Origin of the sequence: Burkholderia cepacia (assembly GCF_029962485.1) — a bacterium.
Taxonomy (GTDB): Bacteria; Pseudomonadota; Gammaproteobacteria; order Burkholderiales; family Burkholderiaceae; genus Burkholderia.
On record NZ_CP073637.1, the window covers coordinates 1,036,517 to 1,062,636 of the forward strand.

Below are 26,120 nucleotides of genomic sequence, written 5' to 3' on the forward strand. Positions count from 1 at the left end.
TGGCGCGCGTGCCGCCCGCGGCCCGATCCGCGTGCCGCGCCGTGCGTGCGCGGCGCGCGTGCTCGCGTCCGGCGGCGTCCGATCACGTTTTCAGGAATTCATTCATGTCGTCTCCCTACGTCGCGCGGCTGCCGCGCGGCCGGCTCGCGCTCGCATGCGCGGCCGCTTTCGCGTGGCCCGCTGCTCACGCCGCATCCGCGGGCGATGCGCGCGCCGATTCCGCCCTCGGTGGCGTCGAGCGCCCGGCCGGTGGCGCCGTGCCGGCTTCCGCGGTTGCCAGCGCGCCGCCGGCACCGGCCGGCGATACGCTGACCGCCGTCAGCGTGACCGCCCAGCGCCAACCGGTCGATCCGGATACGCCGGCCGTCGTGACGTCGATCACGCGCGAGCAGATCGAGTCGCACACCAACGTCACCACCGAGGACGCGCTGAAATACGCGCCGAACCTGATGGTCCGCAAGCGCTACATCGGCGACCGCAACAGCGTGTTCGCGGGCCGCGACTTCAACGAGCTGCAGAGTGCGCGCGGGCTCGTGTACGCGGACGGCGTGCTGCTGTCGAACCTGCTCGGGTCGAGCTATGCGTATCCGCCGCGCTGGTCGCTGATTCCGCCTGACGACATCGCGCGCGTCGACGTGCTCTATGGCCCCTTTTCCGCGCTGTATCCGGGCAACTCGATCGGCTCGACCGTGCTGCTCACGACGCGCCGCCCGGACAAGCTCGAGGCGTCGTTGTCGACGCAGTTCTTCACGCAGCGCTACCACGACGGCTACGGATTCGCGGACAGCTTCGGCGGCAATCACCAGACCGCGCGGATCGCCAACCGTGTCGGCCGGTTCTGGTTCGCGCTGTCGCTCGACCGGCTGGAGAACAACGGTCAGCCGATGCAGTATGCGAGCCCCAATTCGGCCTACAACCCGAAGCTGGGCGCTGTCGTGCCCGTGACGGGCGCCGCAGCCGACATCGGGCCCAACGGCAAGCCGCGGACGATCGTCGGCGCCCAGACGATCGAACGGACCGAGCAGCTCAACGAAACGGTCCGGATGGGGTACGCGTTCACCGACCACGTCGACGCGACGCTCACGCTCGGGCATTGGGAGAACCATTACCGGCAGCACGGCGAAACCTTCCTGCGCGACGCGGCCGGTAACCCGGTCTACGGCGGCAACGTATCGATCGGCGGCCAGAACATGACCGTTGCGCCGAACGCGTTCGCGCCGCAGCGCGGCGACCAGGAGAACTGGCTGTACGCGTTCGGCCTGAACGGCCGGCTCGATTCGGGCTGGCGGCTGTCGGGCGTCGTGTCCGCGTACGACGTGTCGCGCGACGTGCTGCGCGCGGCGTCGACCGTGCAGGGCGGTGCGGGCACGCTGTTCCAGGGCGACGGCACCGGCTGGCGCACGCTCGACCTGAAGGCCGAGGCACCGGAGGTGAAGGGCCACACGTTCACGTTCGGCTATCACTACGACAACTACTTCCTGCGCAACGTCACGTACAACACGGCCGACTGGCTGGCCGGGCCGACCACGTCGCTCGCGAGCGTCTATCGCGGCGACACGCGCACGCAGGCGCTGTTCGGGCAGGATGCGTGGCGCTTCGCGCCGGGCTGGCTCGCGACGCTCGGGTTGCGCTACGAGCGCTGGGACGCGTATGGCGGCGCGCTCGGCAATGCGAGCGGCACGCTCGGCTATGCGGACCGCGGCGCGAATGCGCTGTCGCCGAAGGTCGCGCTGCAATGGGACGCGACGGAGGTGTGGCGCTTCCGGCTGTCGTTCGCGACCGGCACGCGGTTCCCGACGGTCGGCGAACTGTTCCAGGGCACGATCTCGAACAATGCGATCGTCAACAACAACCCGAACCTGCGGCCGGAAAAGGCGATCGACTGGGACTTCACGGCCGAGCGCGACGTGGGTGTCGGCGTCGTGCGCGCGAGCGTGTTCCAGAGCGACCTGCGCGATTCGATCTACAGCCAGACGACCGTCTCGGGCGCGACGACCGTCACCAACATCTCGAACGTCGACCGCGTGCGCGTACGCGGCGTCGAACTCGCGTTCAGCGGCGAGAACGTCGGGCTGAAGGGGCTCGCGATCGACGCGAACGTGTCGGCAAGCAATGCGCAGATCCTCGCCGACGCCGCGAATCCGGCCTATGTCGGCGCGCGCTTCCCGCGCATTCCGCGCATGCGCGCGAACCTGCTCGCGTCGTACCGCTTCGACGAGCACTGGCTCGCGAGCGTCGGCGTGCGCTACTCGGGCCGGCAGTTCAACACGCTCGACAACAGCGACGTGAATCCGGACGTGTATGGCGGCACGAGCTCGTTTACGGTCGTCGACCTGAAGGCGCGCTATCGCCTCGATCGTCACTGGACCGCGTCGCTCGGCATCGACAACCTGACGGACCGCCGCTACTACGTGTTCCACCCGTATCCGGGGCGCACTTTCTATGGAGAACTGAAATGGTCGCTGTGAAGTCGTTCGCGGCGGGCTGCGCGCTGTGGCTCGTGGCGCTGTCGCCCGCCGGCGCGCATGACGCGAGCGACGCGTCGAAAGCCACCGATCCGCATGCCGCGCACATGAGCATGCAGGCCGCGCCCGCACAGCAGAAGCAGCCGCTCGCGACGGGCGCCGCGTTCGATGCGCGTCACCGGCTGTGGGTCGCGTGGGTCGAAGGCGCGCACGTCGTCGTCGCGCACTCCGACGATGCGGGCCGCACGCTGTCGGCACCCGTCACCGTCAACGCGATGCCGGAGCCGGTCTACACGAGCGCGGAGAATCGTCCGAAGCTCGCGACGAGCCCTGACGGGCGCGCGGTGTACGTGTCATGGTCGATGCCGCTCGATGCGCCGTACACGGGCATGGTGCGTTTCTCGCGCTCGCTCGACGGCGGCGCGACGTGGAGCGTGCCCGTCACCGTGCATCGGGACCGGCAGGCGATCACGCATCGCTTCGACATGATGGCCGTCGATCCGGCCGGCAACATCGCGATCGCGTGGATCGACAAGCGCGATCTCGTCGCGGCGAAAGCGGCGGGGCAGGCGTACGAAGGCGCGGCGGTCTACTACGCGGTGTCGCGCGACGGCGGCGCGTCGTTCGAGCCCGAGCGCAAGGTGACCGATCACACGTGCGAATGCTGCCGGATCGCGATGGCGATCGATCCGGCCGGACGCATCGAGGCCGCGTGGCGCAACGTGTTCCCGGGGCAGATCCGCGATCACGCGCTCGCGGTGCTGCCCGTCGCGGCGTCGGAGCCGGTCGCGCCGGTGCGGGCGACGTTCTCGAACTGGCACGTCGAGGCCTGTCCCGAGCACGGGCCCGCGCTCGCGATCACGCCGGACGGCACGCGTCACCTTGCATGGTTCGGCGTCGTCGACGGTCGGGCCGACGTGTTCTATTCGCGCATCGGCGCCGACGGCCAGCCGCGCGGCACGCCTTGGGCATTCGGCGCGAATCCGGCGGTACCGGGCGAGCAGGCGTCGCACGCGGCGCTCGTCGCGCGCGGCGACGCCGTGTGGCTCGCGTGGAAGGCGTTCGACGGCGACACGATGCAGATCAAGCTGCGCCGGTCGGACGATCGCGGCGAGCACTGGTCGGCGCCGCGCGTGATCGCGGCGACGTCGGGCGCAAGCGACAACCCGCAATTGCTCGACGATGCGGGCCGCGTCTATCTGTCGTGGCGCACGCGCAACGACGGTTATCGGCTGATCGCGGTGGAGGGGGCGCAATGAAGCGACTGATCGTGTTGCTCGGCGTTGTGCTTGCGAGCATGCCGGCGTGGGCCGGCGGTGAACCGCAGCCGCTGCGTGCGGCCGACGTCGCGCGGCTGGTTGCGACCGCAAATGGGCGACCGCTGGCAATCGAGATCTGGTCGCTCGATTGCGGATACTGTCGCGAGAACGCCGCGCATCTGGTTGCGTGGCAGCGCCGTCACCCCGACGTACAACTCGCGATGGTCGCGATGGATGCGTACGACGACAACGGTGCGGCGATCGCGCAGGCGCTCGCGCAGATGAACCTGCCGCCGCACGTTGCACAGTATGCGAACGCGGAACCGATGCCCGAGCGTTTGCGCGCGGCACTGGATGCGGGATGGAGAGGGGAAATGCCGCGCACCGTGTGGATCGGGCGCGATGGTGCACGCGAAGCGCGCAGCGGGGTGCTGACGACCGACGTGCTGGATGGCTGGTTGCAGCACGCGAAGCGTTGAACGAGCGGGTGGCGCGCGGCAAACGAGCCGCGCGCCGGCCTGATGCGAAAACGCGCCCGAAGGCGCGTGGAGAGTAGCGTCAGGCCGCTCGCTTGAATAGCCGGATCACGAACAGCAGGATCACCGCACCGACGACCGCGACGATCACCGAGCCGATGAAGCCGCTGCCGACACTGATGCCGAGTATCCCGGCGAGCCAGCCGCCGATCACCGCGCCGACGATCCCGACGATGATGTCGACGATCAGCCCGAAGCCGCCGCCTTTTACGAGCAGGCCGGCAAGCCAGCCGGCGATCGCGCCGATGATGAGCCACATAATCAAGCCATGAGTCATGGTGGTCCTCTCCTTGGGTTGAGTCGAAATGACCGGACGCCGGCTGTCGTGCGCCGCAAGCTGGGTGAAAGCGGCATGCGACCCGCCGCGCCGCCCACGCAATGTAACGCGATAGGCGGGTCAGGATCGTTAAGTAATGTTATGCACCCTCAAGCGGATTTTCCAGGGAATTCGTCTGCTTACGACACGGTTCGTGCGGCGACGATGCGTGACGAAATGATTCTGTAAGAAATAAATGAAGGTGAACCGGGCCGGTCAGTCGTCTCGCCGTCCGTGCGTCGCTGCCGGCACGTTTGTCTCGGGCAGTCCTACGCCTGCATCGGCGATCAGCCGGGCGACGGTCGCGGGTTCGCCGATCGTCTCGATCGCCAGGAGTGCGAAGCGGGCGAGAAAGAGCGATGCATTGGCTTCGCCGATCCGGGTCATCGTCCGGCAAAGGTCGGTATAGAGCATGTCGCGTTCGGTGTCCGTCATCATGCGGTCTCCTGAAGATCGGTTTCGGTGGACGTGCGTGGATGAAGCACGCGTTCGAGCGCGGCGGCGAGATCGTCGGCGTGCGCGTCGTGCCAGCGGCCGAGTACGTGCCCGTCCGGCCGTACCAGATAGACGGTGCCGTTGCGCGCGCCGTACAGGTCGAACAGCCGGCCGTCGTCGTCATGGCCGCCGCAGGCCGGGTGCCGCGGCGCCGCATGTCGCGCGAGCGTGATGAGCGCGAACGGCACGTGCGCGTCCTGCAGGCGTCGCTCGAGATCGTCGAGCGATGGATCGGGCACGCCATCGCTTGTGAAACAGAACGCGGTGAAGCATGGCGCGACGAGATCGGTCAGATGGCCGCGGCGTGTGTCGCTGCCGTGTGCCGCATACAGTGTCAGCGGACATTCGGCGAGTACCGTGCCGGGCGTCGGGCCGGCCACGAACGTGTCACGTTCGGCCGCGTTGAGCGGCGACGCCGCATAGGCAATGGCCGATGTCTGACGCGGGTTGATCAGCGAACGCAGCGCCGGATGCCGGACCGCGAGCGTCAGCACGGCCTTGCGCATCAGTTCGAATGCAAACGACGGCGGCGCCATGAACTCGGTGCTCTTCGTGCCATAGCGCAGGTTCTCGTGCGTTGCGAACACGCGCTCGTCCGAGTAGCTGTCGAGCAGTGCGTCCGACGCGATGCCGCGGATCACGTACGCGAGTTTCCATGCGATGTTGTCGGCATCGTCGATGCCCGAATTGGCGCCGCGCACGCCGAAGATCGGCACGAGGTGCGCGGCGTCGCCGCAGAACAGCACGCGGTCGTGCCGGTAGCGTTCGAGCGTCAGTGCGTTCGCCTTGTAGATCGTGATCCAGATCGGCGACCATGCGCCGCGCTCGCCCATCATGTCGAGCAGGTTCTGCACGCGCGGGATCACGTTGTCGGGCTTCACGGCAGCCTCGGCATCCTCGTCGTCGCGCAACTGGTAGTCGATCCGCCACACGTTGTCGGGCTGCTTGTGGACGAGCACCGTCGAGCCGGGATTCGACGACGGATCGAAGTACGCGAGCCGTTCGGTCGGCCGGTTGCTGTCGAGCGCGATGTCGACGATCACGTAGCGGCCCTCGTAGCTCGTGCCCCGGAGCGACAGGCCGAGCGCATCGCGCATCGTGCTGCGTCCGCCGTCGCATGCGACGACCCAGTCGGCATCGAGCGCGTAGCCGCCGAGCGGCGTGTCGACGTCAAGGCGCACGCCGTCCGGTTGCCGCGTCACGCCGGTGACCTTCGTCTGCCAGCGGATTTCGATGAGATCGGGGCGACGCCGCGCGGCGTCGAGCAGGAATTGCTCGATGTGATACTGCGCGAGGTTCACCATCGGCGGCAGTTTCTGGTTCTCGTCCTGCGGCATCGTGAAATGCAGCACTTCGTCGTGACGATAGAAACTGCGTCCGCCGGTCCACGGCAGCCCCGTGCGCAGGAAATCGTCGAGCGCGCCGAGCCGTTCGATGATTTCGAGGCTGCGGCGCGAGATGCAGATCGCGCGGCTGCCATGGCAGACCGAATCGTCGGCTTCGATCAGCACGCTGCGGATGCCGTGATTCGCGAGGCCGAGCGCGACGGCGAGGCCCACGGGGCCGCCGCCGACGATCGCGACGCGATGCCGGTGCGTATCGATGCCGTCGATGCGGTCCGGCAGATGCGCGGGGTAGCGTTCGGCGACGAACGGATAGGGTTTGAACGCGATGGTCATCGTTGGCTTCCACGGTGGTCTGGTTCGACGTGCGCGCATCGGCGATGCGATGGGTGCAACGGGTCGATGCAGTATGGAAGCCGGTGGTGCCGCCGTTGTCCCCATTTCGGGTACAGCGGGGCACGGCAGGCGCGGCGGCGCTACGTTCGGCGCGAACCGGGACGTATCAGGGCTGCATGCATAGCGCAAACAGCTCGCGCTGGCTCGAAATGCCGAGGCGCCGGTACGCGCGCTTCTGATAGGTGACGACGCTCGATGCCTTCACGCCGATCGTCTCGCCGATCTCGTGTGCGCTCTGGCCTTCGAGTACGCCGCGCAGCACGTCGAGTTCGCGCTTGGACAGTTCGGGGCATGCATGGCGTAACCGCGCGAGCATCCGTTGCGGGATGCCGATCTGCGTCGCGCCGGCGAGTGCGTAGTGATGTTTCGCGGCCTGCGCGATCAGCGGCGCGAGCGTTTCGATCGCCGCGATCTCGCGCGGCTGGAACGCGCCGCTGCGATGTGCGCGATACAGGTTGATCGACAGCCACGTCGCATCGTCGGGCTGCATCAACAGTGCCAGCCGGTCGGATACGTCGGGGCCGCGGTAGCATGCGGCGCGGTACGCTTCGTGATCGATCTCGTCGCCTGCCTGCTGATGCAGCAGCAGGTCGTGCCGGTGCGCGCCGCGATGGGCGGTCGATACGATCTGCTGGTTGCCGTCGAGTGCGTAGAAGTGTCGTGCGTAGGTGTCGGCGACGTCGCGCAGGTAGCGGCCGCCACGATGATCGGCAACCGACATCGTGCGCGGGCGATTACCGAACTCGTACGCGAAGATCGTGCACTGCGTGATCGACAGCGCATCGTCGAACAGCTTCAGGACTTCGGCCGCGAACGCGTTAGGCTCGTTGCCGCCGATCGCGGCGACGAGGCGCGTTGCGCGGGAGATATCCAGCTGCGCGTGGAGAGTCGGTCGCTCGAGACGCCAGGTACGCATGATGCGGGGAAGAAGGCGGAGTGGTCCGGCGATTGTAATCGGCGGCACGCGATGCGTGAGTCGGGGGATGCCCGCAAGCGGAGATGAGTCGGGGAGGGGCGTGCGCACGATTTCGGCGCCGGAAAAGAGAAAAGGTCTGACAAGCGATGCTTGTCAGACCTTTATGTCTTGGTGCCGGAGATAGGAGTCGAACCTACGACCTTCGCATTACGAATGCGCTGCTCTACCAACTGAGCTACACCGGCAGCAGAGAAATGAAATTATATGGTGAAATCCAAGATCTTGGCAATAGGTTTTGCGAACTTTTTTCAGCTTGCTGCTGCTGCTTCGCGAAACCCTCGATCCGGCGGACTTCCCGCTTTCACTTCACTGTGATGCGACCGGTCAGGGCCACATCAAGAGGCGCGATTGTACTTGCGCATCGCACCTCCGTCTAGTGCTGCAGTGCAATTATTTTGCTTCGTCGTGATAGCCGGTCACGCGCTCGACTTCGTTCTTCGAGCCAAGGAACACGGGCACGCGCTGGTGCAGGCCCGTCGGCTGCACTTCCATGATGCGCTGCGTGCCGGTCGTCGCGGCGCCGCCTGCCTGTTCGACGATGAACGACATCGGATTCGCTTCGTACATCAGGCGCAGCTTGCCCGGACGATCGGGCGTGCGCTTGTCGGCCGGGTACATGAAGATGCCGCCGCGGTTCAGGATCCGGTGCACGTCGGCGACCATCGATGCGATCCAGCGCATGTTGAAGTTGTCACCGCGCGGGCCGTCCTTGCCGGCGTTCAGTTCGTCGACGTAGCGCTTGACCGGGTCGTACCAGTGGCGCGCGTTCGATGCGTTGATCGCGTATTCGCGCGTATCGGCCGGGATCTGCATGTTGCTCTGCGTGAGCACCCACGAGCCGACTTCGCGGTCGAGCGTGAAGCAGTTCACGCCGTTGCCGGTCGTCAGCACGAACACCGTCTGCGGGCCGTACACGGCATAACCCGCGGCGACCTGTTCCGTGCCGGGCTGCAGGAACGATTCTTCGGTCGCCTGCTTGCCGTCCGGACAGCGCAGCACCGAGAAGATCGTGCCGATCGACACGTTCACGTCGATGTTTGACGAGCCGTCGAGCGGATCGAACACGAGCAGGTATTCGCCGCGCGGGTAGTTCGCCGGGATCGGGAAGAACGTTTCCATTTCTTCCGATGCCATCGCGGCGAGGTTGCCGCCCCATTCGTTCGCGTCGAGCAGGATCTCGTTCGACAGGATGTCGAGCTTCTTCTGCACTTCGCCCTGGACGTTCTCGCTGCCGGCGGTGCCGAGCGCTTCGCCGAGCGCGCCCTTCGACACGTTGTAGCTGATCGCCTTGCACGCGCGTGCGACGACTTCGATCAGCAGGCGCAGGTCGGCGGGGAGGTTGTTGGTCTCACGTTGCTGTTCGATCAGGAACTTCGACAGCGTGGTGCGGCGGGCAATGGACATGACAGACTCCGAAAGGCCAAAGAATCCTTGAATGGCCGCAATTTTACCTGTCGCGCCTCCCGCGCCGCCGGCTTTTTTCGTCCGGTTACATCGCCGGGCGGCCGGGCCGGCCCGGTTTCCGGCGGCGGAGGCGGGCGCGGCGCGTATCGCCACGGCGGCCAGCCTCGCGGTCAGACCCCGTGATTCCGCGCCGTTTCACCCACGCCCGCGCAATAAAAAAGCCGGCGCCGCATCGGGCGGCACCGGCTTCATCGCGCGAATGCGATGCGGGCGATGGCGTTACGCGAGCGCCTTCTCGACGATCTCGCGCACGTCGCGCGACTTCGCACCGGCCGCGACTTGCTCGAGCGCGCCGCGCATTCGGTCACGCAGCGCCGGCGTGAAGCGGCGCCAGAGTTCGAGCGCGCGCGCGAGGCGTGCGGCGACCTGCGGGTTGATCGCGTCGAGCGCGAGCACCTGTTCGGCCCAGAACGCGTAACCCGAACCGTCCGCCGCGTGGAATTGCGCGGGGTTGGCTGCACAGAAGCTGAAGATCAGCGAGCGTGCGCGGTTCGGGTTCTTCAGGTTGAACGCCGGATGCGCGAGCAGCTTGCGCACCTTCGCGAGCGTCGGTTGCGCGGCCGTGCCGCGTTGCGCCGCCTGCATCGCGAACCACTTGTCGATCACGAGCGCTTCCTTCTCGAAACGGCGGTAGAAGTCGGCGAGCGCCTGCTCGGCCGGCTCGTTCGCGCCCGCGGCGGCGGCGGACAGCAGCGCGCCGAGCGCGGCTGCGCGATCGGTCATGTTGTTCGCCGCGTCGTACTGCGCGGTCGCGAGGCGCACGGCATCGGCCGGATCCTCGAGTTCGGCGAGATACGCGAGCGCGAGGTTCTTCAGCGCGCGGCGGCCCGAGGCCTCCGGCGTCGGCTCGTAGGCGCCGGGCGTCTGGTGCTGTTCGTACGCGGCGAGCCATTCGGCGCGCAGCGCGGTCGCGAGCTGGCGGCGCACGAACAGGCGCGCACGATGCACGGCGGCCGGATCGGCCTCGGCCATCTGGTCGGCGAGATAGGTTTCCGACGGCAGCGTCAGCGCGAGTTCGCGGAACGCGGGCGACAGCGTCGCGTCGGTCAGCACGCGGCGGAACGCGGCGATGAAGTTCTCGCCGAGCGTGAGCGGTTCGTTTGCGGCGGCACGCGAGGCGAGCGTCAGCAGCGCGCGCGTGGCGAGGCGCTGACCGGCCTCCCAGCGGTTGAACGGATCGCTGTCGTGCGCAAGCAGGAACGCGAGATCGTCGTCGCTGTAGTCGTACTCGACGATCACCGGCGACGAGAAGTTGCGCAGCAGCGACGGCAGCGGCGCTTCCGGCACGTCGACGAACGTGAAGGTCTGCTCGGTGTCGGTGAAGTCGAGCACGCGCGTCGTGCCCGATGCGGCGGCTTCGCCGTCGAGACGCAGCGGCAGGTCGCGGCCGTCGCGGCCGATCAGGCCGATCGCGAACGGAATCAGCAGCGGCCCCTGCTGTGTTTCGCGCGCGGCCGGCGACGCGTCGCCGTAGCCCTGCGCGAGCGTGACCGTATAGCGGCGCGCGGCCGCGTCGTACGCGGTGCGCACCGACACGCGCGGCGTGCCGGCCTGGCTGTACCAGCGCTCGAACTGCGCGAGGTCGCGCCCGTTTGCGTCGGCCATCGCGTGACGGAAGTCGTCGCAGGTCACCGCATGGCCGTCGTGACGCTTGAAGTACAGGTCCATCCCCTTGCGGAAGCCGTCGCGGCCGAACAGCGTCTGGTACATCCGCACGACTTCCGAGCCTTTCTCGTAGACGGTCATTGTGTAGAAGTTGTTGATCTCGACGTAGCTCTCCGGGCGCACCGGGTGCGCCATCGGGCCCGCGTCCTCGGCGAACTGCAACTGGCGCAGCACGCGCACGTCCTCGATGCGCTTGACCGCGCGGGCCGCCGATTCGACATCGTCGCCCGCGGCCATGTCGGCCGAGAATTCCTGGTCGCGGAATACCGTCAGGCCTTCCTTCAGGCTCAGCTGGAACCAGTCGCGGCAGGTCACGCGGTTGCCGGTCCAGTTGTGGAAGTACTCGTGGCCGACCACCGATTCGATGTTCGCGAAGTCGGTATCGGTCGCGGTCTCGGGGTTCGCCAGCACGTACTTCGTGTTGAAGATGTTGAGCCCCTTGTTCTCCATCGCGCCCATGTTGAAGTCGCCCACCGCGACGATCATGAAGCGGTCGAGATCGAGCTCGAGGCCGAAGCGCTTTTCATCCCAGCGGATCGAGTGGATCAGCGAATCCATCGCGTGACGCGTCTTGTCGAGATCGGCCGGTTCGACCCACACCTGCAGCAGCTTTTCCTTGCCCGAGCCGCTCGTGATCTTCTCCTCGATCGCGACGAGCTTGCCGGCGACCAGTGCGAACAGGTAGCTCGGCTTGCGGAACGGGTCTTCCCACTTCGCGAAGTGGCGGCCGTCGGGCAGGTCGCCCGAATCGACGAGGTTGCCGTTCGTCAGCAACACCGGGTACGCGGCCTTGTCGGCGCGTAGCGTGACGATGTACGACGCCATCACGTCGGGGCGGTCGAGGAAGTAGGTGATGCGGCGAAAGCCTTCGGCTTCGCACTGCGTGAAGAAGTTGCCGCTCGACACGTAGAGGCCCGACAGCGTCGTATTCTGGTCGGGTGCGCATGCGCTTTCGAGCGTCAGCTCGAACGCATCGGGCACGTTCTCGACCGTCAGTCCGTGCTCGTGCGCGCGCACGGCGCCATGCGGCGCGCCGTCCAGCCATGCGCCGACGAATTCGAGCGCTTCGCCCATCAGCTCCAGATGCGGCGCGGGCGCGGCGTCCGGATTGCGGCGCACGCGCATCGTATTCCTGACGATCGTGCGGGCCGGCGCGAGATCGAATTCGAGCGCGACGGAATCGATGAGGAAGGCCGGCGGCGTGTAGTCGGCGCGGCGGATCACGGTGGAGGAGGCGTTGTCGGACATGGTCGTCGAGATCGGTGGAGTGGGGGACGGGCCCGTCACGCGGGCCAGGCGAACCGGGCCATTGTACAAAGGCTTGCGGCTGCGTGCCGGGCGAACTTTTTACCGCTTCCGGCAGTCCGCGTATTATCGGCATCCCGTTACGGTTCGCACGGTGCGACGAACGGGTGACGGATCGACGAGGATCAACATGAAACGCGATTGGATTTTTCGCGGTGCGGGCTGGGCGGCGGCGCTGTGCGTGGCGCTGCTGACGGGCTGCACCAGCTATGTGACGACCCAGGTCACGGCCTTCTCCGACTGGAGCGGCAGCGACGCGACACGCACCTATGCGTTCACGCGCACCGATGCGCAGAAGAACAGCATCGAGCAGTCGACCTACGAGCCGATCGTCGCGAACGAGCTGTCCGCGTATGCGTTCCGGCAGGTGCCGCCGGCGCAGGCGCGCTATCTCGTCGGGCTGACCTATGCGGTCGGCAGCGATCTCGTGACGGTGCCGCAGCCGGTCTATTACGATCCGTGGTTTGCGCCCGGGCCGTACTGGCGGCGCGGGCCGTGGGGCCCGTGGGGGCCCTGGGGGCCGATGCCGGCCGGCTATGTTGCGCAGACGTACCAGGTGTTCGACTACACGCTCGGCATCCGCATCACCGAGCGGGCGACGGGCAAGGAGGTGTACAACGTGTCCGCGCGTACGACCGGCGACAACGGCACGCTGCTGTACGCGATGCCGTTCCTCGCGCGTAGCGCGCTCGCCGATTTCCCGTTGTCGAACGGCGCGGTCCGCTCGGTCCGGCTGCCGGTCGACAAGCGCGGCGGGCCGGCGGCGCCGGCCGCCAACGAACGCGCGGTGCCGGTTGCACCGGCCTCGGGCGCGGCCGTCGCGAAGTAACGCGGTATCCGTTTCGGCGCGGCCGCCCGGCCGCGCCGGCCAACCCTTTCCGTCAGACCCCGATACCCAGCAGCGCCAGCGCACCGAGCACGACGAACAGCACGGCTGCGATCCCGTGCACGAGCTTGGTCGGCAGGCGGTGCGCGAAGCGGTCGCCGAGCAGGATCGCCGGCACGTTCGCGAGCATCATCCCGAACGTCGTGCCGGCCACCACGCCGATGTAGTCCTGGAAGCGCGCAGCCAGCGCGACGGTCGCGATCTGTGTCTTGTCGCCCATTTCCGCGAGGAAGAACGCGACGAGCGTCGCGCCGAACACGCCGAGCCGCGAACGGTTGGCGTTGGCTTCGTCGGCGTCGAGCTTGTCCGGCACGAGAATCCACAACCCCATCGCGATGAACGAGAACGCGAGCGCCCAGCGCATGATGGACGGCGTGACGAGCGCGCCGAGCCATTCGCCGAGTGCGCCGGCGAAACCGTGGTTCACGAGTGTCGCGACGAGCACACCGAGAATGATCGGCACCGGCTTGCGATAGCGCGCGGCCAGGACGAGGGAAAGCAATTGGGTCTTGTCGCCGATTTCAGCGAGGGCGACGGCTCCGGTGGAGATCAGGAAGGCTTGGGACACGGATGGGGTTCCACGGGCCGATGTTGTGCGTGCGAGCGACGATCCACGGCGCGCCGGGCCCTGATGCGGCGCACTGTGAACCATCGGTCTCGCCAGGCCTAGGTGGCTGCGCCCGCCATGGCCGTACGGCCAAGTCTGTTGACGGACGCCTCCGTCACGATGCGCGCCGGGGGCGCGGGACATCGAGCGGAGCGGCTACTCCCCAATCAGCGGCGGATTCTAGCACGGCGCATTGCGTGCTGGAAGGCGGTCGGGCAGGGTGTCGGGGCCCGATCCGCGTCCGGCCGCCCGGCAGGCGCGGCGGCGAATCTGCCACGCCTGCCGGGACAGCGCGTTCCGGCGGGCCGTTACCGTTACCGTTACGCGGCGGCCGGGCGGCGCGCGGCGCCGCGCTCGTGGACGAGCTCGCCGGCCGCGTAGGTGCGGTACACGGCGCGGTCGTCGCCGAGCAGTGCGAACGCGAACAGCAGTTCCTCGAGCGAATCCGCGCGCTTCGTGCGCCGCGCCAGCAGCGGCGTGGCCTGCGGGTCGAGCACGACGAAGTCGGCCTCGGTGCGCGGCTTGAGCGTGCCGACCGTGTCGGCGAGGTCGAGCGCCTGCGCGGCGCCGGCCGTCGCGAGCCAGAACATCCGCGTCGCGGTCAGGTGGTGGCCCGACAGCCGCGCGACCTTGTGTGCCTCGTTCATCGTCTGCAGCATCGAGAACGACGTGCCGCCGCCGACGTCGGTCGCGAGCGTGACGGGCACGTCGTGTTCGCCGGCCTTGTCGAAGTCGAACAGCCCGCTGCCGAGGAAGAAGTTGGACGTCGGGCAGTGCGCGACGACGGTGCGCGTCTCGGCCATCCGGCGGCGGTCCTCGTCGTCGAGGTGGATGCAGTGGCCGTACACCGCGCGCGGACGCAGTAGACCGTAGCGGTCATAGATGTCGAGATAGCTGCGATGGCCCGGGAACAACTCGGCCACCCATTTCACCTCGTCGACGTTTTCCGCGACGTGGCTCTGCACGAACACGTCCGGATGGCGGCGCGCGAGTTCGCCGCACGCTTCGAGCTGGGCCTCGGTCGACGTCGGTGCGAAGCGCGGCGTGAGCGCGTACATCTGGCGGCCCTTGCCGTGCCAGCGGTCGATCAGCTCGGCGCTGTCGTCATAACCCGATTGCGCGGTGTCGCGCAGGAACTCGGGGCAGTTGCGGTCCATCAGCACCTTGCCCGCGATCATCCGCAGGTCGCGCGCGTCGCTCGCCGCGAACAGGGCATCGGCCGACTGCTTGTGCACCGTGCAGTAGACGAGCGCGCTCGTCGTGCCGCACGCGAGCAGTTCGTCGACGAAGAAATCGGCGACTTCGCGTGCATGCTCGGGGTCGCCGAACTGGCGCTCGGTCGGGAACGTGTACTTGTCGAGCCACGGCAGCAGGCCCGGCGCCGGCGACGCGATCATGTCCGTCTGCGGATAGTGGATGTGCGTGTCGATGAAGCCGGGCACGATCAGCTTGTCGCTCAGGTCGTGGACGACGGCGTCGCGCGCGAGCGTCGCCGCGAGCTGTGCATACGGGCCGGCCGCGACGACCTTGCCGTCGGCGACGATCAGGAGGCCGTCGGTCTCGTAGTTCGCGGCCTGGCTCGACTGCGCCGGGTCGCCGTTGAAGGTCAGCAGCTGGGAACGGAAAGCGGTTTGCGTCATGACGAATGGTCCTGCATCAAGGTAAGGCGAACAGAAGAAAGCGATCGACGCCGCACGGGGGCGGGACGGTGCTTCGCGAGCGGTTGCGGCACGCTGCGTGCGGCGCGACCGAAGGCGATTGCGCGGGCGAACGTGGCGGCCGAAGCCGCCAGCCAGTGGTTGCCGGCTAACCTCGCAGCCGTTGCGCTCGCGACCGATGCGGCGGCGAACGGAACGGCACACCGCGACGGCAGGCACGAGCGGGCGACGACGAACCGTGCCGTCGCCACGCGCGCACGCCCGCGACCGGCCCGGCGCAGGGCCGAACCGGTGGTCGCGAAGCGGATGCCGTTGCCGTGTCTCATCTGTCTAGCGTTCCTCGATGCGGGCCGTCACGCGGCCTGCCAGTACGCGTCGAGGCGCGCGTACAGTGCGTCGCGCTGCGCCGGTTCGATGAACGACGCTTCGAAGCCGTTGCGGATCACCGCATGGACTTCGGCATCCGTGAGCTGCAGCCCTTCGGCCGTCGCGAAGTAGTTTTCATTGACGTAGCCGCCGAAATAGGCCGGATCGTCGGAGTTGATCGTCACCGCGACGCCGCGCTCGAGCAGCGCCTTCAACGTGTGCTTCGCCATGTCGTCGAACACGCACAGCTTCAGGTTCGACAGCGGGCAGACGGTCAGCGCGGTGCGCGTTTTGGCGAGGCGTTCGACGAGCGCCGCGTCTTCGATGCTGCGCACGCCGTGGTCGATCCGGTCGACCTTCAGGACATCGAGCGCTTCGTAGATATAGGCGGGCGGGCCTTCCTCGCCCGCGTGCGCGACGAGCTTCAGCCCGAGCGCGCGCGCCTTCTCGAACACGCGTGCGAACTTGACGGGCGGATGGCCGAGCTCGGACGAATCGAGGCCCACGCCGATCAGCCGGTGGCGATAGCGCTCGAACAGCGGCAATGCAGATTCGAACGTCGCGAGCGCGTCCTCTTCGGACAGGTGGCGCAGGAAGCACAGGATCAGTTTGCTCGACAGCCCGCGCTGTTCGGCATCGGCGAGTGCGCGCTCGATGCCCGCAACGACTGTCTCGATCGGCACGCCACGCTCGGTGTGCGTTTGCGGATCGAAGAACAGCTCGGTGTGGACGACGTTGTCGGCAAGCGCGCGTTCGCAATACGCGGCCGTCATGTCGTAGAAATCCTGCTCGGTCAGCAGCACGCTCGCGCCGGCGTAATAGATGTCGAGGAACGACTGCAGGTCGGTGAATGCGTACGCGGCGCGCAGCGCGTCGATCGAGTCGTACGCGAGCTTCACGCCGTTGCGCTGCGCGAGCGCAAAAATCAGTTCGGGCTCGAGCGAGCCTTCGATGTGGATGTGCAGCTCCGCTTTCGGCGCGCGGGCAATCTTGTCCTTGAATGTCGGGGTCATGGCGTCGTTCTTGGTCGGTCAGTAGGTAGGGGAAGCCTGTGCTGCCGCGTTCGCGTTCGCTTCGACGGCCTGCAGCAATTGCGCAGCCACCGAGATCGCGATCACTTCGGGCGCCTTGTCGATGATGCCTTCGACACCGATCGGGCAGCGCATCCGCGCGACCTGGGCCGGGTCGATGCCGATCGCCGCGAGGCGATGATCGAACTGCACGCGTTTGGCGTGCGAGCCGGTCATCCCGAAGTACGCATAGTCGCCGCGTCGCAGGATCCGCTCGGCCAGCACGAAATCGAGTGCGTGGTCGTGCGTCATCACGACGAAGTAGGACTGCGGCGGTGCTGCGTCGACCGCATCGGCCGGGGCAGCGGCCGCTTCGATCGCGAGGTTGCCGATGCCGGCGAGCGCGTCGGCCGGCGGGAACACCGCATCGGGCCCGTCGATCCAGCGCACGTGGCAAGGCAGCGTCGCCAGCACCTTCACGAGCGCGGTGCCGATGTGCCCGGCGCCGAACAGCACGACGGGGAACGCATACGGCGCGATCGTTTCGGTCATCAGCGACACGCCGCCGGTTTCCCACAGCAGGCAGTCGGCACGTGCGGCTTCCGATTCGGGCTCGCTCAACAGCGGCGCGCCCGGCGAGGGGCCGAATGATACGCTACGCACGGTCGCGGCGCCGGCCGCGACGCGCTTCGCGAGCGACATGATCCAGCCGAGATCGCCGACGTCGAGCCGCTCGAACGCGAGTACCACGGCGCCGCCGCAGCACTGGCCGAGACTCGGGCCGAGCGCGAGCCGTTCGAGCCGGCGCGCGTGCGGCACATGCGCGCCATCCTTCAGCAGATGCCGCGCGATCTCGATCGCCTTCCATTCCAGATGACCGCCGCCGATCGTATGGCGGGCCATGTCGCGCGTGACGAGCATCTTGGTGCCGGCTTCACGCGGCGCCGAGCCGTCGGTATGCGCGACCGTCACGAGCACGGCCGCTTCGCCGTGCGCAAGCAGTTGCTGCAGATCGCCGAGCCAGGCTTCCATCAGCACACCCCGTGCGTAACGACGCGGCACGACACGCGGCGCGGACTGGCGGGCGTGGCGATGACGCGGACGGACGGGAGCGGGGCAGGCCGGCCGCACGGCTGATGCAGTGCGACGGCAGCGCGCTGACGACGCGCGCGAACGGCGCCGTCGGACACGCGGACGCCATGAGGGTGACGGATGCGGATGGTTTGCGTTGTCATGATGAATCCAGTCGACATTGCGGATCGGGCGCGCGTTACGCAGGGGTGGTGAGACCGCCTGGCCTCGCGCACGTAGATCGCCATCCAGTCCCGAAGATAGCACCGCCATGCGGCACGAACATGGCCGGGCGGTGATCCGGGCTATCAGGAGGCGATCATGTCGATCATAGGCCCGCCGCGCGGGATCGGGGCGTCGATGCGTGCACATCGGGCTGAAACGCACGCGTGACGGGGCGTGGGCACGACGCGTCGCGCGACGCGCGTTTGCCCGTTGATCGGGGTTGCGGCGGAGTAGGTGTTTACACGCGGCCGGCCGGATGCGGCCGGCAAACGCGTGAATCTGAGCCGGGGGACCTGCCGGCGGCGTGCGGCCCGATCGGTCGGGCCGCACATGCCAGGGGCCGGCAAAGCGGCCGTCTGGTCAGCTGGCGAGCTTGCGGCGATGGCGCCAGAGGCTCGCGACGACGGCAACCAGGATCAGGGCGAAGCCGATCAGCGCCCAGCCGGGCAGCAGGATGCCGAAGATCGGCGGGTAGACGGTCTCGCACAGCCCGGCGACCTTGAACATGCCGGGGAACCACTGCGCGGGCGGCAGGCTGTCGACGATCGGCTGCAGCGTGTCGAAGCCGCAGCTGAAGCCCGGATTCATCTGGATCGACAGGTGTCGCGCGGCTGTGCCGACGCCGCCGGCCGCCGCGATCGCGATCAGCAGTTCGAGCACCCAGATGCCGCGCCAGTTGCGGATCCCGGCGGCCAGGAACGCGAAGATCCCGATCGCGGAGAAGAAGTAGCGCTGGATGATGCACAGCGGGCACGGATCTTCGTTCTTCACGTACTGCAGGTACAGCGCACCGGCCAGCAGGGCGATGCACACCCATCCGAGCAGCATCAGCAGGCGGCGTTCACGGCGTAGCGCAAGCGTGTAGTCGTTCATGTCAGCGGGGTTCCTCGTCGGTCGGTCCGGAAAACAATCGCGCGATTTTAGCGCGAACGGTCTGGCACGAAACTGACAGCGCGCGTGCGGCACCCTGCCGCACCGCGCGCGTTGCCCGCCGGCGACCGGCCGGTGCGGTCAGCGGATCGTGTTCAGCACGGCCTCGACCGCCTGGCCGATTGCGAGCAGTGCGTCGTCCCGATGCGGCGCCGCCGCGAGCATCAGGCCGACCGGCGCCGCGTCACGCGGGTGGCACGGCAGCGACAGGCCGCACGCGTCGAGGAAGTTGAACGCGCTCGGATTGCGCAGGATCAGCGCATTGGTGCGCGTGAACGCGTCGTCGTCCGTTTCGAGGTCGGCGATGCGCGGCGGCACGACCGGCACCGTCGGCGCGACGAGCGCATCGAAGCGTGCCCAGACCGTGTGCGCGGCTTCGTCGAGCATCGCGGCGCGCGCGGCGAGCAGGTCGAGATAGTCGGCCGCGCTCGCGGGTTCGCCCTTCAGGATCCGCGTCAGCACGCGCGGGTCGTACTGGTCGCGATGCTGCGCGAGCAGCGGACGATGCCAGGCGTACGCCTCGATCGGCGAGAAGCCGAAGCGGTTGATCTCCGGCAGCCGGTCGAGCGCAGGGAAGCGCACTTCGGTGACGATCGCGCCAGCGGCTTCGAGATGCTTGAGTGCGGTGTCGAGCGCGGCCGCGACGTCGGCATCGACACCGTCCGTCACGTAGTTCGTCAGCACGCCGAGCCGCACGCCTTCGAGCGGCCTGGCGGCCGGCACGTGCGGCTCGAGGCCCGCGAGCATCCGGTCGACGAGCGCGCAGCACGCGACCGTCTGGCCGATCGGGCCGAATGAGTCGAGCGTCGTCGACAGCGGCACGCCGCCTTGCGTCGGAATCCGGCTCGCGGTCGGCTTGAAGCCCGTCAGCCCGCACAGCGCGGCCGGAATGCGGATCGAGCCGCCCGTGTCGGTGCCGAGCGCGACGGCGGCCATTCCGTCGGCGACGGAGGCCGCCGCCCCCGACGAAGAGCCACCGGAAATCCGCGCATCGCCCGGTACGTCGCGGTGGTACGGCGAGCGCGGATTGCCGAAATGCGGATTCAGTCCGAGCCCCGAAAACGCGAACTCGCTCATGTTGGTGCGGCCAATCACCACCGCGCCCGCACGCTTGAGCCGCGCGACGGCGACCGCATCGGTGCGCGCGGCCGGCGCGCCGTCGAGCACGCGCGAACCCGCGCGCGTCACCTGGCCCGCGACGTCGAACAGGTCCTTCACCGACACCGGAATGCCCGCAAGCGGTGACAGTACGGTGCCTGCGGCGCGCAGCCGGTCGTGCGCGTCGGCGGCCGCGCGCGCGTTGTCGGCGTCGACTTCGGTGAAGACGGCCGCGCCCTGGCCCGACGGATCGGCGATCCGGTCGAGCGCGGTATCGACGAGCGCGCGGCTCGTGGTGCGGCCGGCCGCGAGGTCGGCGGCGAGCTGGGCGAGCGGGGGAAAGGGCGTGAAAGTGGTCATGGGCGGCTCAGGGGCGAAGATGTTGAAGAAGCGTGGAGCGGAACGAATCGATATGGCCTTCGACGGCCGCGCGCGCACCGGCGGCGTCGCGTGCGGACAGCCGTTCGAACAGCTCGCGATGCTCGTGCTGGACGTCGGCGAGGTGGTGCGGTTCGGACAGCGTGACGAACCAGAAGCGCAGCGAGCGCTCGTGCAGTGCGCGCAGGATTTCGGCGAGGACCGCATTGCGTGCGGCCACGGCGATCGCCTGATGAAATGCGCGGTCGAGTTCCATCATTCCCTCGACGTCGTGCGTGTCGACGCACGCCTGTCCTGCGTCGAGCAGCGCGGCCAGGCGCGCGAGATCGTCCGGCGTCGCGTGGCGCGCGGCGAGTTCGGCGCAGTGCGCTTCGTTGATGCGCCGCACGTCGATCACCGCGACGATGTCGTCGAGCGACAGCGGCTGCACCATCAGGCCCTTGCGCGGCATCACCGACAGCAGCCCTTCGAGCACGAGCCGATGCACGGCCTGATGCACCGGCGTGCGGCCGATCCCCGTGCGCGCGACGAGGTCGGCTTCGTTGAGGGCGGCGCCCGGCTTCAGGCGCATCGTGATGATGTCGCGCTGGATCAGCGCGTACGCACGGTCGGCGAGGCTGGCCGCCGGCGTGGCGGGACGGTCGCGGGTGACGTCGGTCAGGGTGCTCATGCGAGGTGCGGCGAGGCGGCTAGACGGGGCGCGATCATGGCGCGGGCGATCGGGAAGCGTGGACGATGTCTGGATATTATTGTGATATATCACTGATGTCCAGTGCGGGAGGCAAGACGCCGGTGGTGCCGGCGCACGAACGGGGGCGCGCTCCGGCATCGCCTGCATCCACTTGCAACAATGGCGACAGGATGTTGCAGGTTTGCCGCGCGATCGTGCACTGAAGCATAATGAATCCTCGTCTATCCATACGCGTGAGCGACGTACCAGACCATCGTCATGAGCGAACACACGCCTTCCCCGGCCGGTCTGCCCGGCACCTCTTCCGCTTCTTCCGATTCCCTCCGTCCCGATCCGGCGCAAACGCCCGATGCGCGGGCCGCGCAAGCCGCCGCACCGAACGTCCCAGCGGACGGCGTGTCGCCGGTCGCGGCCGCGTCCGAGCCCGGTGCGTCCGGTGCGGCTGCTGCCGCCGTCGATGGCGTTGCCGCGCCGCCGAAGCCGGGTGCGCCGCCGCCCGGCTTCGGCGCGCAGCCGGATTTCGAAACGGCGCGCCCGCCGCCCGCGAGCGCGCAGAATGCACCGCCGGCCTACCTGAAGCAGAGCGACACGCCATGGTCGGTGTTCGGCCGGATCATCGCGGCGCGGGCACGCCGGCTGTTCGACCGTGCCGGCCAGCGCATTACGCAACGCACGCTGCGCATCGGCGTGTCGGCGCGGATCTTCCATCCGGAACCGGGCGCGAAAGGGCTGCGCGGCAAGACGCTGCAGTATCTCGAGGAATCGATCGCCCACTGGGTGATGTCGCGCGACGTGCTCGTGTTCATGATTCCGACCGTCGGCCACCAGGGGATGATCCACCCGAGCAACATCCGCCTGCGCGACTATGCGAAGCATCTCGACGGCCTGCTGCTGCAAGGCGGCGCCGACGTGTCGCCGCAAACCTACGCGGCATCGGATGTGCGCCCCGAATGGCCGGGCGATCGCGTGCGCGACATGTACGAACTCGAGCTGCTGCATGAATTCGTCGAGTCCGGCAAACCCGTCCTCGGCGTGTGCCGCGGCTGCCAGCTGATCAACGTCGCGTTCGGCGGCTCGCTGTACCAGGACATCGCCACCGATGTGCCGACCGCGAATGCGCACGTGAGCGAGCACTACGACCAGCATCGTCACGCGATCCGTTTCCCGGATTCGTCGACGCTGGCGAGCATGTTCCCCGGGCGCAGCGAAGCGATCGTCAATTCGATCCATCACCAGGCGATCCGCGATCTCGGCCGCGACCTGAACATCGAGGCCGTGTCGGCTGGCGACGGGATCATCGAGGGCATTCGCCATCGCCGTTCGCCGTTCGTCGTCGGCGTGCAGTGGCACCCGGAGTTCCATCGCGCGGGCGGCTCGGAGCTGCTCGACTGCACGCCGCTGCTCGATGCGTTCCTGCGCGCGGCGCGCGAAACGCGCCTGTAGCAGCGTGCTTGCTTTGCGTCGCACGAAGGCCGGCCGCATCCCGATAAATTCGAGATGCGGCCGTTTCGTTTTGAACGATAATCGCGAGTTCCGATTCGTTCGCCGGAGTCTGACGTTGGCTTTCCGAAACTTTTCTCCTGCCCGATGCGCAACGTGGATCGCTGTGCTGGCGGCCTGCGCGCAAACGGGCGCGGCCTGGTCTGCCGACGCGACCGCCCCCGCCGCCGGTACGCGTCCGGCGGTGACGAGCCTGAGCGGCGGCGCGGCGCCGGCGGCCGCGTCTAATGACGCCGCCACGCAAGGCAACGTCGCCGAACTGACGCAGATGCTGCACGACGGACGGATCGTCGAGATGCGCACCACGTACAACGGCAGCTACGGCGCGAGCCTGCTGTTCGATCCGCGCGAGATGACGTACTACGTCGCGCTGTTCCAGGACAAGAATCTGTGGCGCGTGATCCGCTCGCAGGAGAAGAGCCGCGCGGAGATGGTGTACGCGAACTTCGTCCAGCAGACTGTGCAACTCGCCGATATCGAGATCCGCCGTACCGAGCTACAGGCGCAGAAGGCGTTTCTCGAACGCGTGATCGCGCTGCAGTCGAATCGTGCGCAGCAACTGCAGGCCGACCTGAGCGTCGCGCGCAGCCAGCAGGCCGAAGTCGCGCAGCGTCAGAAGTCGGCGCAGGAGCAGACGCAGGCGCTGCAGGTCGAGAAGCGTGCCGCGCAGTTGCAGTTGCGCGATCTGCAAGAGCAGGTGCGGCAACTCGAGAAGCAGACCGAGACGGGGCTGCCCGCGCACAAGTAACGAATCGTCAGATGGACGGCGGAGACGAGCGAAACCCGGCGAAGCGATCTTCGCCGGGTTTTTTATTGGGCGGGTGTTATCGGGAAATCGTCAGCGCCCGAATGTGTCGGGTGTGTCGGGTGTGTCGGTCAATCGGCGGTGGGACCGTTGCGACGTCCAGTCGAAACCGGTGGCGCTCGCGTGCGTCGTGTGGGCGGGTTCGGTGCCGCGCAGTGCGTTTGCCATTGCGATCAGCGTGAGCGGATCGTCGAGCGCGTCGGTCGCGAGCGGCGGCGGGGCGCGTCGCTCGCGCGCCGCGACGGTCGCCGTTGTGTGCTGGAGCGGTGAATGCGCGGTGCGCTGCTTGACGATCGGCGCTCGGGCGGGCGTCGTTGCCGATTGACGACCGCCTGCCCGAGACGGCGATGCCGCGGCAGTGCGTTGTGTGTCGGACGTTGTCTGCGGATGAGGCGGCGTCGGACGACGGACGACGCGGTGCGAGGCCGGCTGCGATTCGGCCAATTTCGTGTCGGGTGTCGCTACCGTGTGCGTCGGCGCGGCGTGCGTCGGCTGACCGGGCTGACCGGCGGCGACGTGCACGGTGCCGTTGAATGAGCGAGCGTGATCCGGCACGGTGCTCGCCGTATGAATCGCGTGCGTGGACCCGAAATCCATCGGCAGCTCGTGCACGGCGATCAGCCAGCCGATGATGCCGAGCGCGCCGATGCTCAAGCAGGTTGCGTACGTCGCGCGCCGGTCCCGACGGTTGCCGGCGGTACGGGGGAGGCGCCGGCCGGTGACGGCAGGCGCGACTGGCACGCCGGTCGACGCTGGCGCCGGTTGCCAGTGGCATGCGCGGTGCGGTCGGTCGACGTCGATGCAGGACGTCGTCAGCGTCGCAAGGCAGTTCCTGGTGGGCTGCGCACCGGGCGCACCGCGAAATTTCCATTCGCGGCCGAACGGCGGGACGTGGTCGAGCGGGGCGACGCGAGGGCGGGCGAGCGCGCCTTCGACGGGGACGAGGGGCGTTGGGATCATGAGGGCGGTGCGCCGTGCGACACAGGCAACCATGCCGGCGCGGCGCGGAAATGTCGTCGCAAATCGTGACATTGTGGTCAGCCATTGAGGGCCGGTCGATCAGATCAATCCGATTCTCGTGCCCGTTTCAGGGCGACTCGTACGAGTCGGATGCCGCGACGGCAACGACAGCGGCGCTACAAGGCAAATGTCGGCTTCGCGTGGCATCATTCGCGGACCATACCGGTGCACGCATCGTTGTGCGATGCGCCGCCGGAGGGCACCGATGCCCGTGCGCGCCGGCCAGGCGCGTCGCGCATCGCCGGGTCCATGCGGCGCGAATCCGCGCCATCCGAGCTGAGCGAGAAAAACATGTCCACAGCGTCACACGCCATCGCGCAGGAATCGAAAGTCCGCACCGTGTTCCGGGTCGTCAGCGGCAACTTCCTGGAAATGTACGACTTCATGGTCTACGGGTATTACGCGTCGGCCATCGCGAAAACCTACTTCCCGAGCGGCGACGCATTCGCGTCGCTGATGCTGTCGCTGTCGGTGTTCGGCGCGGGCTTCCTGATGCGGCCGGTCGGCGCAATCGTGCTCGGCGCGTACATCGACCATCACGGCCGCCGAAAGGGGCTGATCCTGACGCTCGGGCTGATGGCGATCGGCACGCTCGCGGTGGCCGCGATACCGGGCTACGCGACGATCGGCGTGCTCGCACCGGTGCTCGTGCTGCTCGGCCGGCTGCTGCAGGGCTTCTCGGCCGGCGTCGAACTCGGCGGCGTGTCGGTCTACCTGTCGGAGATCGCGACGAAGGGGCACAAGGGGTTCTATACGTCGTGGCAGTCGGGTAGCCAGCAGGTGGCCGTCGTGTTCGCCGCGCTCGTCGGCGTGCTGCTGAACCGCGCGCTGCCGGCCGAGGAGATGACGGCGTGGGGCTGGCGCATTCCGTTCCTGATCGGCTGCCTGATCGTGCCGTTCCTGTTCCTGATTCGCCGTTCGCTGAAGGAGACCGACGAATTCCTCGCGAAGCGTCATCGTCCGACGATGGGCGAGATCATGCGCTCGATGCTCGACAACTGGGGCGTCGTGGTTGCCGGCATGGGGATGGTGATCATGACGACCGTGTCGTTCTACATGATCACCGCCTATACGCCGACCTTCGGCAAGGAAGTGCTGCACCTGTCGTCGCTCGACGCGCTGGTCGTGACCGTCTGCGTCGGTATCTCGAACCTCGTGTGGCTGCCGCTGTCCGGTGCGCTGTCCGACCGCATCGGCCGCCGCCCGGTGCTGATCGCGTTCACCGTGCTGACGCTGTTGACGGCTTACCCGGCCGTGCTGTGGCTCGTCGGCGATCCGTCGTTCCTGCGGCTGCTCGCGGTCGAGCTGTGGTTGTCGTTCCTGTATGCGTCGTATAACGGCGCAATGGTCGTCGCACTGACCGAAGTGATGCCGGCCGACGTGCGCACGGCCGGCTTCTCGCTCGCGTATAGCCTTGCGACGACGATCGGCGGCTTCACGCCCGCGATCTCGACGCTGCTGATTCACCAGACGGGCAACAAGGCGGCGCCGGGGCTGTGGCTGAGCGTGGCGGCTATCTGCGGGCTGATCGCGACGCTCGTGCTGTATCGCACGACCGAGGCACGCAACCAGTACAAGGCGGCCTGACGGGCGCCGTTGCATCCCGCCAAAACGCGCGGCACGGGCCGCGCGGATCACATTGAAAAAGGGAGCGC

Annotated in this window: 22 protein-coding genes, 1 tRNA gene and 1 riboswitch; of the genes, 7 read left to right on the plus strand and 16 right to left on the minus strand. The window is 67.9% G+C overall.

Going from position 1 to position 26,120, the window contains the following annotated elements:
• The first annotated feature begins 104 nt into the window (after positions 1 to 104).
• The 3 genes from KEC55_RS04830 to KEC55_RS04840 are packed head-to-tail and all read left to right on the plus strand — an operon-like array spanning position 105 to position 4,203.
• Positions 105 to 2,468 carry a TonB-dependent receptor gene (locus KEC55_RS04830; protein WP_282506962.1) on the plus strand — a complete coding sequence of 788 codons (2,364 nt, stop codon included), beginning with the start codon at positions 105 to 107 and terminating at the stop codon, positions 2,466 to 2,468.
• Complete coding sequence (locus KEC55_RS04835) at positions 2,456 to 3,724, plus strand: sialidase family protein (protein ID WP_282506963.1); 1,269 nt, start codon at positions 2,456 to 2,458, stop codon at positions 3,722 to 3,724. The genes KEC55_RS04830 and KEC55_RS04835 overlap by 13 nt, the downstream gene beginning before the upstream one ends.
• Positions 3,721 to 4,203, plus strand: coding sequence for a TlpA family protein disulfide reductase (locus KEC55_RS04840; protein WP_282506964.1), 483 nt, complete (start codon positions 3,721 to 3,723; stop codon positions 4,201 to 4,203). The genes KEC55_RS04835 and KEC55_RS04840 overlap by 4 nt, the downstream gene beginning before the upstream one ends.
• A gap of 79 nt (positions 4,204 to 4,282) precedes the next feature.
• On the opposite strand, the gene KEC55_RS04845 is transcribed toward KEC55_RS04840, so the two are convergent.
• The 7 genes from KEC55_RS04845 to pepN form a co-directional block, all read right to left on the minus strand.
• The gene (locus KEC55_RS04845) at positions 4,283 to 4,537 is read right to left on the minus strand and encodes a GlsB/YeaQ/YmgE family stress response membrane protein (protein WP_059235555.1); all 255 of its coding nucleotides are present in this window, start codon (positions 4,535 to 4,537) and stop codon (positions 4,283 to 4,285) included.
• 255 nt (positions 4,538 to 4,792) lie between these two features.
• Positions 4,793 to 5,014: a hypothetical protein gene (locus KEC55_RS04850; RefSeq protein ID WP_282506965.1), complete on the minus strand. Its 222-nt coding sequence runs from the start codon at positions 5,012 to 5,014 to the stop codon at positions 4,793 to 4,795.
• Positions 5,011 to 6,750, minus strand: coding sequence for an FAD-dependent oxidoreductase (locus KEC55_RS04855; protein ID WP_282506966.1), 1,740 nt, complete (start codon positions 6,748 to 6,750; stop codon positions 5,011 to 5,013). The genes KEC55_RS04850 and KEC55_RS04855 overlap by 4 nt, the downstream gene beginning before the upstream one ends.
• A gap of 166 nt (positions 6,751 to 6,916) precedes the next feature.
• Positions 6,917 to 7,726: a helix-turn-helix transcriptional regulator gene (locus KEC55_RS04860; RefSeq protein WP_282506967.1), complete on the minus strand. Its 810-nt coding sequence runs from the start codon at positions 7,724 to 7,726 to the stop codon at positions 6,917 to 6,919.
• 169 nt (positions 7,727 to 7,895) lie between these two features.
• A tRNA-Thr gene (locus tag KEC55_RS04865) sits at positions 7,896 to 7,971 on the minus strand.
• A 205-nt stretch (positions 7,972 to 8,176) separates the two neighbouring features.
• Entirely contained in the window at positions 8,177 to 9,190 is a 1,014-nt protein-coding gene (locus tag KEC55_RS04870) for a class 1 fructose-bisphosphatase (RefSeq protein ID WP_050011574.1), read from the minus strand.
• 279 nt (positions 9,191 to 9,469) lie between these two features.
• Positions 9,470 to 12,163, minus strand: a complete 2,694-nt coding sequence (gene pepN, locus KEC55_RS04875) for an aminopeptidase N (protein ID WP_282506968.1) — start codon at positions 12,161 to 12,163, stop codon at positions 9,470 to 9,472.
• A gap of 187 nt (positions 12,164 to 12,350) precedes the next feature.
• Here pepN and KEC55_RS04880 point away from each other — a divergent pair, with 187 nt between their 5' ends.
• Entirely contained in the window at positions 12,351 to 13,049 is a 699-nt protein-coding gene (locus KEC55_RS04880; RefSeq protein ID WP_176049290.1) for a DUF4136 domain-containing protein, read from the plus strand.
• A 52-nt stretch (positions 13,050 to 13,101) separates the two neighbouring features.
• Here the strand turns inward: KEC55_RS04880 and KEC55_RS04885 are convergent, their stop codons facing one another.
• The 8 genes from KEC55_RS04885 to KEC55_RS04920 all read right to left on the minus strand — a co-directional run bounded on the left by KEC55_RS04885 (position 13,102) and on the right by KEC55_RS04920 (position 21,119).
• Complete coding sequence (locus tag KEC55_RS04885) at positions 13,102 to 13,674, minus strand: TMEM165/GDT1 family protein (protein WP_047900090.1); 573 nt, start codon at positions 13,672 to 13,674, stop codon at positions 13,102 to 13,104.
• A gap of 78 nt (positions 13,675 to 13,752) precedes the next feature.
• Positions 13,753 to 13,890: riboswitch (yybP-ykoY riboswitch) on the minus strand.
• A 143-nt stretch (positions 13,891 to 14,033) separates the two neighbouring features.
• Positions 14,034 to 15,353 (minus strand): guanine deaminase, encoded by a 1,320-nt coding sequence (gene guaD / locus KEC55_RS04890; RefSeq protein WP_176049289.1) that lies wholly within the window; start codon positions 15,351 to 15,353, stop codon positions 14,034 to 14,036.
• The gene (locus KEC55_RS04895) at positions 15,350 to 15,697 is read right to left on the minus strand and encodes a hypothetical protein (protein ID WP_282506969.1); all 348 of its coding nucleotides are present in this window, start codon (positions 15,695 to 15,697) and stop codon (positions 15,350 to 15,352) included. The genes guaD and KEC55_RS04895 overlap by 4 nt, the downstream gene beginning before the upstream one ends.
• A 27-nt stretch (positions 15,698 to 15,724) precedes the next feature.
• On the minus strand, positions 15,725 to 16,750 hold the full coding sequence (locus KEC55_RS04900) for an adenosine deaminase (RefSeq protein ID WP_282506970.1): 1,026 nt from the start codon (positions 16,748 to 16,750) through the stop codon (positions 15,725 to 15,727).
• A gap of 18 nt (positions 16,751 to 16,768) precedes the next feature.
• Entirely contained in the window at positions 16,769 to 17,779 is a 1,011-nt protein-coding gene (gene xdhC, locus KEC55_RS04905; protein ID WP_174970242.1) for a xanthine dehydrogenase accessory protein XdhC, read from the minus strand.
• Between the two features lie 624 nt (positions 17,780 to 18,403).
• A complete protein-coding gene (locus KEC55_RS04910) occupies positions 18,404 to 18,916 on the minus strand; it encodes a disulfide bond formation protein B (RefSeq protein ID WP_282506971.1) in 513 nt (170 codons plus the stop codon).
• Between the two features lie 138 nt (positions 18,917 to 19,054).
• The gene (locus KEC55_RS04915) at positions 19,055 to 20,431 is read right to left on the minus strand and encodes an amidase (protein WP_282506972.1); all 1,377 of its coding nucleotides are present in this window, start codon (positions 20,429 to 20,431) and stop codon (positions 19,055 to 19,057) included.
• Between the two features lie 7 nt (positions 20,432 to 20,438).
• Positions 20,439 to 21,119, minus strand: coding sequence for a GntR family transcriptional regulator (locus KEC55_RS04920; RefSeq protein ID WP_282506973.1), 681 nt, complete (start codon positions 21,117 to 21,119; stop codon positions 20,439 to 20,441).
• A gap of 279 nt (positions 21,120 to 21,398) precedes the next feature.
• Between KEC55_RS04920 and KEC55_RS04925 the strand changes: the two genes are divergently transcribed.
• Positions 21,399 to 22,583 carry a gamma-glutamyl-gamma-aminobutyrate hydrolase family protein gene (locus tag KEC55_RS04925; RefSeq protein WP_282506974.1) on the plus strand — a complete coding sequence of 395 codons (1,185 nt, stop codon included), beginning with the start codon at positions 21,399 to 21,401 and terminating at the stop codon, positions 22,581 to 22,583.
• Between the two features lie 115 nt (positions 22,584 to 22,698).
• A complete protein-coding gene (locus KEC55_RS04930; protein ID WP_282506975.1) occupies positions 22,699 to 23,388 on the plus strand; it encodes a DUF2968 domain-containing protein in 690 nt (229 codons plus the stop codon).
• A 90-nt stretch (positions 23,389 to 23,478) separates the two neighbouring features.
• Here KEC55_RS04930 and KEC55_RS04935 read toward each other — a convergent pair whose 3' ends face one another.
• Positions 23,479 to 24,477: a hypothetical protein gene (locus tag KEC55_RS04935; RefSeq protein ID WP_282506976.1), complete on the minus strand. Its 999-nt coding sequence runs from the start codon at positions 24,475 to 24,477 to the stop codon at positions 23,479 to 23,481.
• Between the two features lie 279 nt (positions 24,478 to 24,756).
• Between KEC55_RS04935 and KEC55_RS04940 the strand changes: the two genes are divergently transcribed.
• Positions 24,757 to 26,052 (plus strand): MFS transporter, encoded by a 1,296-nt coding sequence (locus KEC55_RS04940; RefSeq protein WP_176049279.1) that lies wholly within the window; start codon positions 24,757 to 24,759, stop codon positions 26,050 to 26,052.
• Positions 26,053 to 26,120 lie beyond the last annotated feature (68 nt).

Excerpts from the sequence above, each read along its gene's own strand:
- KEC55_RS04830 (WP_282506962.1), top strand. The coding sequence starts at position 105 with ATGTCGTCTCCCTACGTCGCGCGGCTGCCGCGCGGCCGGCTCGCGCTC.
- KEC55_RS04835 (WP_282506963.1), top strand. The coding sequence starts at position 2,456 with ATGGTCGCTGTGAAGTCGTTCGCGGCGGGCTGCGCGCTGTGGCTCGTG.
- KEC55_RS04840 (WP_282506964.1), top strand. The coding sequence starts at position 3,721 with ATGAAGCGACTGATCGTGTTGCTCGGCGTTGTGCTTGCGAGCATGCCG.
- KEC55_RS04845 (WP_059235555.1), bottom strand. The coding sequence starts at position 4,537 with ATGACTCATGGCTTGATTATGTGGCTCATCATCGGCGCGATCGCCGGC.
- KEC55_RS04850 (WP_282506965.1), bottom strand. The coding sequence starts at position 5,014 with ATGATGACGGACACCGAACGCGACATGCTCTATACCGACCTTTGCCGG.
- KEC55_RS04855 (WP_282506966.1), bottom strand. The coding sequence starts at position 6,750 with ATGACCATCGCGTTCAAACCCTATCCGTTCGTCGCCGAACGCTACCCC.
- KEC55_RS04860 (WP_282506967.1), bottom strand. The coding sequence starts at position 7,726 with ATGCGTACCTGGCGTCTCGAGCGACCGACTCTCCACGCGCAGCTGGAT.
- KEC55_RS04870 (WP_050011574.1), bottom strand. The coding sequence starts at position 9,190 with ATGTCCATTGCCCGCCGCACCACGCTGTCGAAGTTCCTGATCGAACAG.
- pepN (WP_282506968.1), bottom strand. The coding sequence starts at position 12,163 with ATGTCCGACAACGCCTCCTCCACCGTGATCCGCCGCGCCGACTACACG.
- KEC55_RS04880 (WP_176049290.1), top strand. The coding sequence starts at position 12,351 with ATGAAACGCGATTGGATTTTTCGCGGTGCGGGCTGGGCGGCGGCGCTG.
- guaD (WP_176049289.1), bottom strand. The coding sequence starts at position 15,353 with ATGACGCAAACCGCTTTCCGTTCCCAGCTGCTGACCTTCAACGGCGAC.
- KEC55_RS04895 (WP_282506969.1), bottom strand. The coding sequence starts at position 15,697 with ATGAGACACGGCAACGGCATCCGCTTCGCGACCACCGGTTCGGCCCTG.
- KEC55_RS04900 (WP_282506970.1), bottom strand. The coding sequence starts at position 16,750 with ATGACCCCGACATTCAAGGACAAGATTGCCCGCGCGCCGAAAGCGGAG.
- xdhC (WP_174970242.1), bottom strand. The coding sequence starts at position 17,779 with ATGGAAGCCTGGCTCGGCGATCTGCAGCAACTGCTTGCGCACGGCGAA.
- KEC55_RS04910 (WP_282506971.1), bottom strand. The coding sequence starts at position 18,916 with ATGAACGACTACACGCTTGCGCTACGCCGTGAACGCCGCCTGCTGATG.
- KEC55_RS04915 (WP_282506972.1), bottom strand. The coding sequence starts at position 20,431 with ATGACCACTTTCACGCCCTTTCCCCCGCTCGCCCAGCTCGCCGCCGAC.
- KEC55_RS04920 (WP_282506973.1), bottom strand. The coding sequence starts at position 21,119 with ATGAGCACCCTGACCGACGTCACCCGCGACCGTCCCGCCACGCCGGCG.
- KEC55_RS04925 (WP_282506974.1), top strand. The coding sequence starts at position 21,399 with ATGAGCGAACACACGCCTTCCCCGGCCGGTCTGCCCGGCACCTCTTCC.
- KEC55_RS04935 (WP_282506976.1), bottom strand. The coding sequence starts at position 24,477 with ATGTCACGATTTGCGACGACATTTCCGCGCCGCGCCGGCATGGTTGCC.
- KEC55_RS04940 (WP_176049279.1), top strand. The coding sequence starts at position 24,757 with ATGTCCACAGCGTCACACGCCATCGCGCAGGAATCGAAAGTCCGCACC.